Source organism: Psychrobacter sp. H26 (assembly GCF_059073035.1).
Genome location: NZ_JCACRW010000001.1, coordinates 1,844,018 through 1,858,091 on the forward strand (window position 1 = coordinate 1,844,018; position 14,074 = coordinate 1,858,091).

7 protein-coding genes are annotated in these 14,074 nt (G+C 45.0%); all 7 read right to left on the reverse strand.

Going from position 1 to position 14,074, the window contains the following annotated elements:
• Window positions 1-11: 11 nt before the first annotated feature.
• Window positions 12-1,223 (reverse strand): FUSC family protein, encoded by a 1,212-nt coding sequence (locus AC5JPT_RS07635; protein ID WP_493857685.1) that lies wholly within the window; start codon window positions 1,221-1,223, stop codon window positions 12-14.
• Window positions 1,224-1,426: 203 nt separating this feature from the next.
• Window positions 1,427-2,848: an FAD-dependent oxidoreductase gene (locus AC5JPT_RS07640; RefSeq protein WP_319050978.1), complete on the reverse strand. Its 1,422-nt coding sequence runs from the start codon at window positions 2,846-2,848 to the stop codon at window positions 1,427-1,429.
• Between the two features lie 265 nt (window positions 2,849-3,113).
• A complete protein-coding gene (gene gltB / locus AC5JPT_RS07645) occupies window positions 3,114-7,577 on the reverse strand; it encodes a glutamate synthase large subunit (protein WP_493857686.1) in 4,464 nt (1,487 codons plus the stop codon).
• A gap of 882 nt (window positions 7,578-8,459) precedes the next feature.
• Window positions 8,460-9,575, reverse strand: a complete 1,116-nt coding sequence (locus tag AC5JPT_RS07650) for a hypothetical protein (protein ID WP_493857687.1) — start codon at window positions 9,573-9,575, stop codon at window positions 8,460-8,462.
• A gap of 163 nt (window positions 9,576-9,738) precedes the next feature.
• Complete coding sequence (gene aroB / locus AC5JPT_RS07655; protein WP_493857688.1) at window positions 9,739-10,848, reverse strand: 3-dehydroquinate synthase; 1,110 nt, start codon at window positions 10,846-10,848, stop codon at window positions 9,739-9,741.
• A gap of 109 nt (window positions 10,849-10,957) precedes the next feature.
• Window positions 10,958-11,515 (reverse strand): shikimate kinase AroK, encoded by a 558-nt coding sequence (gene aroK / locus AC5JPT_RS07660; protein ID WP_319050982.1) that lies wholly within the window; start codon window positions 11,513-11,515, stop codon window positions 10,958-10,960.
• Window positions 11,516-11,718: 203 nt separating this feature from the next.
• Window positions 11,719-14,073 carry a type IV pilus secretin PilQ gene (locus AC5JPT_RS07665; RefSeq protein WP_493857689.1) on the reverse strand — a complete coding sequence of 785 codons (2,355 nt, stop codon included), beginning with the start codon at window positions 14,071-14,073 and terminating at the stop codon, window positions 11,719-11,721.
• Window position 14,074 lies beyond the last annotated feature (1 nt).

A 14,074-nucleotide genomic window follows, 5' to 3' on the forward strand; every position in this document is an offset into this window, starting at 1 on the left:
TTTTTTGTGCGTTATAAGTGCAAATCTGTCTCACCGCCCTGCTCTTTCATCCGGCGCTGCTCACGGCGCTGATAGCCCAAACCTGACGCTGCAAACCAGTGAGGCTTACAGGTCTGTAGCAAATCACTCAACTGCTGCAGCTGCGTCTGCAAAGTCTGCGTCAACCAAAAGTATCCCTGCCATTCAAACGCCAAGTGCTGCACGCTTGGGTACTCCGATACAGCAATGCGAGTAATAGGACGAAACACTTCATCACTGGGGCTACGTAGCACCGCTGCGATGTGTTGCATGGCTTGCGTCAGCTCATGCTGATAATGTATTAATAGCACATGGTTTTCTTCATCTATTTCGATATTGGCCAAGCGCGGTGCAGCACTCAACAATAAATCAATCGTACCAATGATATTGCGATGCGTGCGTTGAATCGTCTCTAGCGTCTCTTTTTCAATCCCTGACTCACTTGCTGTTGCGGCGATATGAGGGCGTACGGCTAGCAGGCGTTTATTGATTTGCTGTAACGCGGTGACTAGTGCTCGATCGACAGGCACCTCCTCTACAGGAAAAGCTACTGGGTTTACCTTTTGGACAGAATCATCCACTACCCCATCTGCTGCATCAATATGATGACCTACGCCCGCGTAGAGATTGCTACAGGCGTCAAGATTACTGCTCAACAAGAACCGCCACATCAAAGTCGATTTCAGTGGCAAAATAAGCGTAACCGCAACGGCAACACCTGTACCCAACAAAATATTTAGAGCACGGTAAATACCATCTTGACCAATACTGTTATTGCCCAAGTCAGAGACAATCATGAGCATGGTAATACCCGTCAGCAGTCCTGTATATCCAAGCTTTCTGACAGCCAAATAGCCGATGATACCGCTTAGCAGACCGATGAGCGCATAGTCTACCCATAGCCATGCGCCTGCATTTTGATTGAACCATAGTACGCCAAGGGCAGCAGCAATACCGAATAGCGTACCTAATATGCGCTCTTTTGCCTTAGTATAGATCGCACCTTGATACTGCAACAAACCAAGAATGATAAAAACCGTAATGGTCGTCCACTCTCCATGTGGTAAACCAGTGAGTTTGTTGACCAAAAAAGCCAATATCACGGCCGCACCCAAGCGAATAGCGTGCAAAACATCTGCATGCTGATAGCGGACATAAGGTTCAGTAAATGGAGCAGTAATACGCTGGTAAAGGGTTGGTTTCACGCAAGGCTACTCTTTTTAGTTGATAAGCGAGATAGAAGACTATTAAAACAGATCATACAGCTCATAGATTGCTCACAAACATGCTAGCAGTTGAACCTCCATTTACAAAGCATTAATCAAAAAAAACGCCTTCTGCCTATTAAAGACAAAAGACGTTCAATTATAAACTAAAGCCATAAGTGGCTAAGCTTAGGTAAATATAACTACACTTCCAAAAAGTCTAGGATACCTTCCGCTGCCTGACGACCTTCCCAAATCGCCGTGACGACCAAATCAGAACCGCGAACCATATCTCCACCAGCAAAGATCTTTGGATTTTTGGTCTGGAACTTGTAAGGCTGCTCTTCAAGAGCCAATACAAGACCATTGAGATCCATTTCAACCTCATAACCTTCAAACCAATCAGCAGGACTGGGTCTAAAGCCGAATGCCATAATGACCGCATCACATGGAATAATCTCTTCAGAGTTAGGAATGGGCTCAGGACGCCTACGACCACGGTTGTCTGGCTCACCTAAGTGAGTCGTCACGACCTTAACCCCATTAACCTTACCATTTAAGCCAATGATTTCGGTAGGCTGACGGTTGAATAAAAACTCAACGCCTTCTTCCCGTGCATTGACTACTTCGCGGCGTGAGCCAGGCATGTTTTCTTCGTCACGGCGATAGGCACAGACTACTTGTTCAGCGCCTTGGCGAATACTGGTACGGTTACAGTCCATCGCTGTATCGCCACCGCCTAGTACCACCACTCTCTTGCCCTTGAAGTCGATATACTCTTCGGCATCTTTTTCCCAGTCATTGCAGCGATTTACATTGGCAATCAAGTAATCTAGCGCATCATAAACGCCTGTCAGCTCTTCACCTGCAAAGCCGCCGCGCATATACGTGTATGTCCCCATACCCATAAAGACCGCGTCGTATTCTGCCAATAGCTCGTCAATAGTGACATCAGTACCGATTTCAGTCTCTAAGCGGAACTCCATACCCATGTCTTCAAAAATCACACGGCGATTGCGCATGACGTCTTTTTCCATTTTGAACTCAGGAATACCGAAAGTCAGCAAGCCACCAATCTCAGGGCGCTTATCAAAGACAACAGGCTTGACACCGTTTCTGACCAAAATATCTGCACAGCCAAGACCTGCTGGTCCTGCACCAATGACCGCGACTTTTTTGTCTGTCCAAACGACTTCAGACATATCTGGACGCCAGCCTAGTGCAAACGCAGTATCGTTAATGTATTTTTCTACATTGCCAATAGTCACGGCACCAAAGCCATCATTCAGCGTACAAGCGCCCTCACACAAACGATCTTGAGGGCAAACACGGCCACAAACTTCAGGCAACGTATTGGTACGGTGGCAGAGTTCAGCAGCTTGAAAAATCTGTCCTTCGGTGGCCAGTTTTAGCCAGTTAGGGATATAGTTATGGACTGGACATTTCCACTCACAGTAAGGGTTACCACATTCAAGGCAACGATGCGACTGCTGCGCAACGGCTTCGTTTTCGAACGGTTTATAAATTTCGACAAACTCTGTTGAACGTGTGGCAATGTCTTTTTTGGTGGGATCAAAACGAGGTACATCTAAAAACTGAAAATTATTTTCTAAGCGTTTTGCCATGGTGCTATCTCTTTTATCTAAGGTTCTTTTATAGTGAGCGGCGACCATCAGCAATGTCTCATTTATCTGCTACCCTATTTGGGTTAACACTGAGACTTATGATGTACTGTGGTCGCTTACCTGCTAAAAACCTGTGAGTTAAACGTCTCTAAAAACGGAACGCTGTCTAACCTAATCAAAACTATCGATACTCTATACCTACCAAGTAGCGATCATAAAGTCATAAATAGCAAATGATCGTTACTGTGTAAGCATTACAGATCGACTACTGAGGATCTGCCATAGTGGTTTTGAGGAGGCTTGCGATATTTGCCGCTTTTGGCTTTACCAAATAGAACTTACGAACGTAATGTTCAAAGTCATCTAGTATGGTCTGGCCCCATGCGCTACCTGTTTTTTCTACGTGAGTCTCAATCACTTGTTGCAAGTGAATACGATGCTCTTCGGTTTGTTCGCTTGAGATACGGTTGAGGTCGATCAGCTCATGGTTACAGCGATCAAAGAAATCTCCTTCCATATCGAGTACATAAGCGAAACCACCAGTCATACCAGCACCAAAGTTGAGGCCAGTACGTCCAAGGATAGTCACGATACCGCCTGTCATGTATTCACAGCAATGATCACCTGTGCCTTCGATGACAGCATGTGTACCTGAGTTACGTACCCCAAAACGCTCACCTGCTGTACCAGCAGCATATAGCTTACCGCCTGTTGCCCCGTATAGGCAGGTATTACCAATGATGGCGGTTTCTTGTGCTGTAAAGTTTGAATTTTTTGGTGGGTAAATAACAATCTCACCGCCTGCCATACCTTTACCGACATAGTCATTGGCATCGCCTTCAAGCTCAATATTCAGACCGCCCGCATTCCACACACCCAAGCTCTGACCTGCTGTACCAGTAAGACGAAGCTTGATCGGCATATCACTCATGCCAAGGTTGCCCCATACTTGTGCAATCTCACCAGAGATACGAGCACCGATAGAGCGGTCACAGTTACCAACGAAATAGTTGTAATCACCGCCTGAACCTTGGCGAATATTCACAATCATATCGCTAATCATCTGTTCAGCAAGTAACCCTTTATCAAATGGCTCGTTACGCTCCACTTGACACGTCTGGGCTTTGCCCACGCTAGCTGGATGACTAAATAGCAATGGGGTCAAATCAAGATGGCGCTGCTTTTCAGTATTGCCTTCTAAAATATCGAGCAAGTCAGTACGACCGACCAGCTCTTCCATGCTGCGAACCCCTAGTGCTGCTAACCATTCGCGTGTTTCGGTCGCCACAAACTTAAAGAAGTTAATCAGCATTTCTGCTTCACCAATGAAATGCTCATCACGCAGTTTGGCTTTTTGGGTAGCGACGCCTGTTGGACAGTTGTTCAAATGGCAGATACGTAAATACTTACAACCAACTGCAATCATCGGCGTGGTACCAAAACCAAAGCTTTCTGCACCAAGAATAGCGGCCTTGACGACATCCAGTCCTGTTTTTAAACCGCCATCAGTCTGAACACGTACCTTATCACGTAACCCATTCACTCGTAGAGACTGATGAGTCTCAGCCAGACCTAACTCCCATGGTGAGCCTGCATGGTGAATAGACGATAGCGGAGACGCTGCTGTACCGCCATCATAACCTGAGATAGTAATCAAATCGGCATAGGCTTTTGCGACGCCCGTTGCGATTGTTCCCACACCTGGACGCGACACTAGTTTGACTGATACTAATGCGTCTGGATTGACTTGTTTTAAATCAAAAATCAACTGCGCCAAATCTTCAATAGAATAAATATCATGATGCGGCGGCGGTGAAATCAGTGTCACTCCTGGTACTGAATAACGTAGACGTGCAATCAGCGCGTTTACTTTACCACCAGGCAACTGACCACCTTCACCAGGCTTAGCGCCTTGAGCAACCTTAATCTGCATCACCTCAGCTGAGCGTAGATATGCAGGCGTTACACCAAAACGACCAGAGGCAACTTGCTTGATTTTTGAGTTGCGCAGCGTCCCGTAACGCGCAGGATCTTCGCCGCCTTCACCAGAGTTTGAGCGTCCACCGATGGTATTCATAGCCATCGCGATTGACTCGTGCGCTTCAGGAGATAGCGCGCCTAATGACATACCAGCTGAGTCAAAACGGGTCAAAATCTCAGAGATATCTTCAACATCATCGACAGCGATACTGTTGTCAGTTTTTAGTTGCAGCAAATCACGTAACGTCGCAACCGGACGGCTATTGACCAGATTGGCATAATTCTGATAATTCTCATAATCACCTGTACGTACTGCTGTATGTAGGCTGTTGATCACGTCAGGGTTAAAGGCATGGTACTCTTTGTTAAAGACAAACTTGAGCAAACCGCCCTGATCTAGCGGTGCACGGCGCTTAAAGGCATTGGCAGCCAGTTGCGCTTGGTCAGCAGCAAGATCTGCAAAGGTAGCGCCTTTGATACGGCTTTGTACGCCTTTAAAGCATAGGTTTACCACCTCTTCTGATAGACCAACTGCTTCAAACAGCTGTGCCCCGCGATAAGAAACAATGGTAGAGATACCCATTTTTGACAGGATTTTTAATAGCCCTTTATCCAAGCCTTTACGGAAATTGACGCGTGCTTGGATCGGATCACCAAGCAGCTCACCAGTAGCAACCAAATCATCAATAACATCATATGCCAGGTATGGATACACACAGGTTGCACCAAAGCCAATCAATACTGCTATTTGATGCGAATCACGCGCAAGACCAGTCTCAATCACCAAATTAGCATCGGTACGAATACCTTGCGCAATAAGATAATGGTGTACGGCACCAGTAACCATAATAGCGTTGGCGGGTACTTTGTCTGCATCGATATCTCTATCAGATAGGACAATCAACGTATTGCCTGAGCGGATGTTATCTGCCACTTCCTCACAAATAGCGACGATAGCATCAGATAGCTCTAGAGTACGGTCATAATTGAGATCGATACGGGCCATCTTGAACGCTGGATCATCCAGTTTTTCAAGCTGCTGCATTTTGCTGGCTGACAGTACTGGTGACGATAAGATAATGCGGTGAGCGTCTCTTGCTGATGGTGCAAATACGTTAGTCTCAGCGCCCAGGCAGGTCTGCAATGACATCACAATAGATTCACGGAGTGGATCGATTGGTGGGTTGGTTACCTGAGCAAACTGCTGACGGAAAAAATCACCGACATGGCGGATTTGCTGTGACAGTACTGCCATTGGCGTATCATCACCCATCGAGCCAACTGGCTCTTGACCGTTTTCGGCATTAGGGCGAATGATTTCTGTACGCTCTTCATTGGTGATGTGATACATCTTTTGTAGGGCTTTTAGCTTGTCACCGCGGCACGATTGCGTGGCCAAGGTCTCTTCTAAGCGCTCATCATCACGGACACGCGTCGCCTCTTCACGTAACCACTTACGGTACGGATGTGCATTTTTCAGTAAGTTCGCAATGGCTGTGGTATCCATCACTTGACCTGTCAGCGTATCAATCACCAGCATTTGACCAGGACCAACACGACCTTTTGCTAGTACGTCCGTTGGCTCATAATCCCAAACACCAACCTCTGAGGCAACAGTGATGTAGCCATTTTTGGTGGTTACCCAACGTGACGGACGCAGACCATTTCTATCGAGCATACAAACGGCATAACGGCCATCTTGAATTACGAGTCCTGCTGGACCATCCCACGCTTCCATATGCTGCGAGTAAAACTCATAAAACGCACGCAAGTCCATGTCCATACTATCGACATTCTGCCATGCAGGGGGTACCAAAATCGACATTGCATGAAATAGATTCATACCACCAGACATCAGCACTTCAAGCATATTGTCTAAGCTTGATGAGTCAGAACCTGTACTATTTACAAGTGGTGTCAGCTCGTTCAAGTTAGGCAGTTTATCTGATTTAAGCTTTGGCGTACGTGCTTTAGACCAGTTGCGGTTACCTGTGATGGTGTTCAACTCGCCATTATGGGCAAGGTAACGGAATGGCTGTGCTAACGGCCAGCGCGGCAATGTATTGGTCGAGAAGCGCTGATGGAACACAACGATGTGTGAGGCCAGACGCTCATCTTGTAAATCTAAAAAGAATGCTGGCAGATCTGAAGGCATCACCAGACCTTTATAGATAATCGTCTGGCAACTCAATGAACAGACATAAAACAGCTCATCGTCAGCCAAGCGCTGCTCTGCTTTTTTGCGTGCGACAAACAGCTTACGGTTAAAGTCATCCGCAGCCAAATCATCTGGCGCGTTGACGAATACTTGCTTAAAGTCTGGCAACGTTTCACGGCCAATATCACCAACGATACTTAAATCAAGTGGCACATCACGCCAGCCAGCTACTTCTAATCCTTGGGCAGTAATTTCATCGCTTAGCACTTGCTGGCTATGTTTGGCTTTATCATCGTCCAAATTGACGAACACCATACCAACAGCAAAATTATCTGTGATTGTGAATTGCTGCTCATGGGCAATCTGTTTAAAAAAGTCAGTAGGCGTTGCTAACAGCAGACCACAACCATCACCAGTTCTACCATCAGCTGCGACGCCGCCGCGGTGTGTCATACAACTTAAACTATGAATGGCGGTTTTTACCAAGTCATGGCTGGCTTGACCTTCAATATGAGCAATCAGACCAAAACCGCAATTATCAGAAAAATCATCTGGCGTGGCCAGGTGTGTTTGCGAGGAAATCATCGACATAGCTTGTCCTTTTAAGTAGACGGGCAACTTACACCTCCAATGCGGAATATAAGCTGGTACCCGTAGGCAGAACGGGCTGATAATGGATATTCGGGTTTTCTCGAATTAGTAAATGGCGCAAGGCTCAATAGACATCATGCTCTAGCAGCAAGTAAACCCTTGACCCTCCTGGTCATTAGATAATGTCGTGACATATGCTTCATATATTAATAGACAGTAAGTAGCAGCCCTTGGCAACGGGGTAACTTATACTCCTAAATGCCAGTTACTTACTCATTAATATCTTATGTCATTCGTTTAAGCGTCGTTTGTTATGTTGTCATGTCTGGCAATGAAGGCTGGACATCTGACCATTTAATAACCGTGTATTTGGTTCGTTTTGAATATCTGACGCTCTGTATTCAAGCGCTTTATTCACCCTAAAAAGAGTGATAATAAGAGAGGTTGCGTCACTTACGATAACTTTATTATAAATGGCAAGTAGCCGCGCTTGAGACAACAAATTATAGTTACAAAACCAAAAAAACCTTGGATTTATAACTAAATGATTGTTTAATAAACAGTTTTTACGATAACTATACAGAACGTCGCCCACAGTTATATTAGTTAATGATTCACAAAAAATCTAGTCTTTTCTGTCGATTCATCAGCCATAATTTGTAAGAAGACTTATTACTATTGGTTATAGGATAGACAACAACGCTATTAAAAATTTAATATAATAAGACCATATAAGGCTTCGCTGCGTTGATATATATCAGTTTATCTCCGTTGATATCTCTTTTAAATTATTCAGACCTACTATTAACAACCTAGAAAATAGCACAAAAAAACCCACTAGCTATTTGGCTAGTGGGTTCTATAAGCAACGAGAAATAAAGATCAGTTGCTTTTATCTTCTATCAGCGTCTTCATACTATCACTGTTATTTTTAGGTGCGTTTGTGCTAGCAGGTTTATTGGTAGCGTTTGAGCTGTTACCGGTGCCAGTATTAGCTGTGCTTGGTGGTTTTGGTGCAGGTACGACTGGTGGTTTTTTACTAGTCGTATTATTTTCAGGTGCTGGTGTTACTGGCTTTTTGTTGTCCTGTTTTGGTTTATTGGCATCATTTTCAGTTTTTGCTGGTGCTTCAGGAGTAGACTGTAGCTCTCCTCCAACGGTACGCTCTTCAGTAACGGACAACGTGGCTGAGGTATCGACTGACTGGCGGATGCTTTCTTCTGTACTGCGGCTACTACTAGCGGTACTCTGACTGCTTTGACTAGACCCGCTATCGGTAGCTTGATTGTTACTAGTATTATTGACTGCTTGAGCCTGCTGACGTGCTGGTACTTCACGTTTAGTCGGATTGAGACTAACAGCCCGTGTACGCCTAGTACTCAAGTCTTTTACTGGATCAGGACGTTCGTAATTATCGATAATACTGACATATCGATTGATCTCTTCTGGCAGCACTCGCACATTAGCAGGTAGCTTAAAATCTACCAATTTCGATGCGCCTGCCGCTTCTTGTGGACTACTCATCAGTCCATAAGTCAACATATAACGGATTTGTTTTTCTTCATCAAGGTAGCGAAAATAAGCAAACTTATCACGATCCGCACGGCCTTCAAGATAGCTGACAATCACATCATTCTCAGCAACGTTCATCACCTGCACGGTCCACTTGCCTTTATTAGCGAGTAAGTAACGCTTATCCTTGAACTCATCAGGATAGTTACGTAAATCACGGACAGTTGCATCAAAACTGATTGGCTGCACATCCGTATCAAGCTCATGTAGCGACTCGATCTGCAATGGCTGTTCAAACTCTTCTGCTAGCATTTGCGGCGCTGATACCGGCTCGTTTTCGATTTTGGCACCCATTGCTGGTGTCTGACTGAGCATCCACACTAGGGCGGTAACAACGCCCAACAGCAGCGTCACTACTAGCCAAATCAATGCTTGACGACTGTGTGACTGCCTAGCGGTACGCGTCGTCGATTTTGATGCTGCCATGGAGATATCCTTGGTAAAAACACATTTAAGAGGAGTGTAGAAATACTCATTCTAGCAGAGGTGCCGTTAGTAACCTTAATAACCTCAGTACTTATCAAAAACGCTCATCAAAAGTGTTTACCAACGCTTGATATAAACAACTGATCGCTAAGATTTTGATAAACTATGCGCTATGTTGTGATAACACTTCAGATAACAGTGCCGAATCGAAATCATTAGTTAACACCGCACTGCCTATTGATTTTAACAAAATCAGCCTGATTTGTCCGTGTTTGACTTTTTTGTCGTGACCCATTAAATTCAGAGCCGTTTGTGCATCAATTGCAGGCGGCGTAATTGGCAAATTACCTAGAATTAGAACGCGTCTAATGCGTGCAACATCATCATGGGTCAACCAACCGATTTTTTGGGATAATTCAGCAGCTTGCATCATGCCAGCGGCTACTGCCTCACCGTGTAACCAATTGCCATAACCTTGATGAGTCTCTATCACATGACCAAAGGTATGTCCAAAGTTAAGCAATGCACGTACACCGGATTCTCTTTCATCTTGCGCTACGACATCTGCTTTGTATTGGCAGCAGCGCTTCACGGCTTCACCAAGCACAGCCAAATCTAGTGCCATCATCGCTGGCAAATTCTCTTCAAGCCATACCAAAAATGCATCGTCCATAATAAGCGCATATTTGATGATTTCAGCAACGCCTGCCGATAGCTCACGCGCAGGTAAGGTTTTGAGCGTACTCATATCTGCAAGCACCATCTGCGGCTGCCAGAACGCGCCAATCATGTTTTTGCCTCGCGCATGATTGATACCCGTCTTACCCCCGACACTAGAATCAACTTGTGATAATAGTGTTGTTGGAATTTGGATAAAGTTCACTCCTCGCATAAAACTGGCTGCAGCAAAACCTGTCATATCACCAATCACGCCGCCGCCAAGCGCAATAAGTGTGACGTCACGATTGAAGTGCTCTGTCATTAGTGCATCATAGATCTTATCAATGCTTTGCTGGCTCTTGTATTGCTCACCATCTGGCAACACACAAACCTTTACTGTGAACTGCTCTGCCAGCTCGTCTTCCAATGCTTTTAAGTACAGGGGAGCGACCGTATCATTGGTGACAATTAATACTTGGCGACCACTGATATAAGGGGCAATCTGTTTTGCCATACTACTGTTTTCTGCCTCAGAATCTTCAGTAATAACGATTGGATAGTCATGACTCTGAGCGTGAACAGTTAGGCGATCATGAAATAGTGATGCTGTCATGAGACACTCCTTAAGCATTTTTATTGGGGTAAAAGTAACTGGGTTGGCAGGTCAACACTATTGTTAGAAGTTAAAATTATTAAAAGTTAAAATCTATAGTGTCGACCTATTACTCATCATCTGTCAGCAATGCATCAGTACCGTCAAAAAACGTGGTTAGCTGCTGCAATAACTGATTGACCATATGGCGCGGATAGGTGTGACCAGTAGGCATAATAATATGTGAAACCTGACGGTATAATGGATCACGAATGCTATATAGCTCTTGCAATATTTTTCTAGGATTAGGCTGTTGTAGGAGTGGTCGCGACTTGTCTTTAGCAGTACGTGCCATTTGTACATCAACGGGTGCATTTAGATAAACCACAATGCCACGTTGTTTTAAAAACGCTCGGTTTTCGGCACACATCACTGCGCCACCGCCTGTCGCTAGTACGATTTGAGGCGTCTGAGTCAATTCATCGATGGCACGTGTTTCACGCTCACGGAAACCTGCTTCGCCCTCTTTGGCAAATATCCAAGCAATATCGGCACCTGTTTGCGATTCTATGTACCAATCACTATCTACAAAAGTTCGACCCAGTTGCTTGGCAAGCAATTTACCAATTGTCGTCTTACCCGCTCCCATCGGTCCCACTAAAAACACCGACGGCAATTCCTGCACCATAATACTCACTCAGCTAAATTAGCTATGATACAACGTCATTGATATTCTGGCTAGTAATGCGCCATGATTATTGTCAGTAATATTTATCGCACCTTACCCATTAGTCAATGTAGGTATAACACGCTCTTAGAGATATTTGATTCATGCACAAAAAAAGCAAGCACTATGGCTTGCTTTTCAACGAAGGCGGAATAGAGAGACGACTAGTTCAGACGGCTAGTGCCATCATTGATCAGTTTTGGTGTGATAAAGATGAGTAACTCTTCCTTGTTGTTATTACGAACATCTCTACGGAATGCGCGACCGATGTATGGTAAATCACCTAAGAAAGGCACTTTGTCTACGTTATTGTTGGTACGGTTTCTAAATATTCCACCCAGCACGACCGTTTGACCATCTTCGATAGTCACGTTGGTTGATATAGAATCTTCATTGATAGCAACGATGCCATTAGTGAACACTGGCGTACCGTTAGTGATAAGTAATTGCAAGCCAATCTTACCATCAGGCGTGATATTCGGCGTTGCCTCCAAGCTTAGCGCTGCTTCTCTAAAGCTGGTCGTGGTTGCGCCACTGGCTGAGGCCTCCTGATAAGGAATCTGTGTGCCAGAAGAGACTTTCGCGGTTTGCTTATCAGCGGTTAAGACTTTCGGTGTAGAGATGACCTCACCGCGATTGTCTGCTTGCAAGGCGGACAGTTCAAGGTCGAGCATGTAATCAGAAATATTTAGTAAGCCAAAGGCAATACTGCCAGCCGCATTATCAATACCCAAATCCACATTGAGGTTGTCAGGACTAGTGATATCATAAGAAGGGTAAGAAACCGTTTGTCCGTTAATTGTCGTGGTTTCTATATCAAAATCTTTAAGATCTGCTAACGTCTGATTACTACCACCAACCAATAAGTTACGGTTAGTAGCTGCGCCACTAGACAAGATACCCCAGCTTACGCCAATCTCTTTACTGAAAGTATCAGTGGCGCTCACGATACGCGCTTCAATCATGACTTGTCGAACAGGAATATCGATTTTACTGATTAATTTGTGGATATTCTCAATGCTATCCGCCACGTCTTTAATGATGAGTGTGTTGGTACGCTCATCAATCGTTACCGTGCCACGACTGGATAATAACGTATTGTTGTCATCTACTCGATTTGACAGACTACTGTTGTTATTCGATGCGCCGCTGCCTTGAGAAATAAGTGTTAAGACATCTTGTGCTTTTGCATAGCTCAGACGAATATATTCAGTACGGAGCGGTGCATAAGATTGAACCGCTTGTTGTGCTTCTAGCTCACGAGCTTCTTGCTCTGCAAGCTCTGTAGAAGGCGCAACCAAAATGACATTACCGTTTTCGCGCTTACCTAAATTTTTACTTTTTAAGATAATATCAAGCGCTTGATCCCAAGGCACGTTAATCAGACGCAACGTAATATTACCAGCGACTGAATCGCTAGCCACAACATTCATCTCAGTAAACTGCGCTAAAATATCTAGAACACTACGAATTTCAACGTCTTGAAACTCCATAGATAATGGCTCGCCGCTATATACTCTTTCTTCAAGCGTCGGCTCGCGTAGCAGCTCAGGCCTATTGATACTGATATTTAATTGATTGCCTGACTGGTAAGCTTGATATTCGTAGTCCTCAGTCATGTTAATGGTGACAACACCATTTTGACCTTGATTTTTTGTATCAATACTACTAACCAGACCACTATTAATATTTAATCGACGCAACAGGTTTCTAGGAACCGTACTGCCCGTTAGGCGTACCACAAGCTTGTTACCCTGACGCTGTACGTCCACTGGGATGGCTTCATTAGCCAGTACCATACTGACGTTGCCACCACCATCACTACCTGCCGCAAAATTGACCGCGCTTAGACCGTCGTAACTGTACTGTCTACTTACTTGTGAGGAAGCGAGCTGCGGATTTAGTAGTGGATTAACTCTTACCACCATCGTGTCGGCTGGCACTTCGTTTTTTATTACTGTCGTACTGGTTGTTTGGACAGCCGCCACAGGAGTAGCACTCGTCTCGACAATTGGTGTCACGACTGCCGTGGTGGTTATACCATTGTTGTTATTAAGGACATCTTGTATAGGGTCGCTAGTAATTACTGGACGGTTAGGATCAGTAATTGTCAATAGCAGATCATTACCCTCAATCGCTGTCGTGTAATTTCCTGACTGTTTGAGACCAACGATAAGGCGCGTTGTGCTATCGCTACTCAACGTGGTGACATCGTTGACCATACCAATATTGTATTCGTTAAAGCGACTAGTAAGACCGTTTTGCACTTGTTCAAAATCTAGTACCAAGCGGCTAGGATCATCAAGTTGGTAGGCTGCCGGCAATACAGGTAGTCCTGCAAACCCCAAACGCATTTGTGTCACTGCTGGTGCCGTTTGTACCACAGAAACATTATTGATACGCTGAGCCGCATGAGCGCTACTGCTTACTGCTACCATGCTCACTGCCAATGCTGAAATGGCAAAAGCAGAAGAAACGCGGTTACTCATCGTCATTACCTTGTTATTGCGTACTGTCATT

Coding starts and splice junctions, on each gene's coding strand:
- gltB (WP_493857686.1), bottom strand. CDS start 7,577: ATGTCGATGATTTCCTCGCAAACACACCTGGCCACGCCAGATGATTTT.
- AC5JPT_RS07650 (WP_493857687.1), bottom strand. CDS start 9,575: ATGGCAGCATCAAAATCGACGACGCGTACCGCTAGGCAGTCACACAGT.
- aroK (WP_319050982.1), bottom strand. CDS start 11,515: ATGGTGCAGGAATTGCCGTCGGTGTTTTTAGTGGGACCGATGGGAGCG.
- AC5JPT_RS07640 (WP_319050978.1), bottom strand. CDS start 2,848: ATGGCAAAACGCTTAGAAAATAATTTTCAGTTTTTAGATGTACCTCGT.
- AC5JPT_RS07665 (WP_493857689.1), bottom strand. CDS start 14,073: ATGACAGTACGCAATAACAAGGTAATGACGATGAGTAACCGCGTTTCT.
- aroB (WP_493857688.1), bottom strand. CDS start 10,848: ATGACAGCATCACTATTTCATGATCGCCTAACTGTTCACGCTCAGAGT.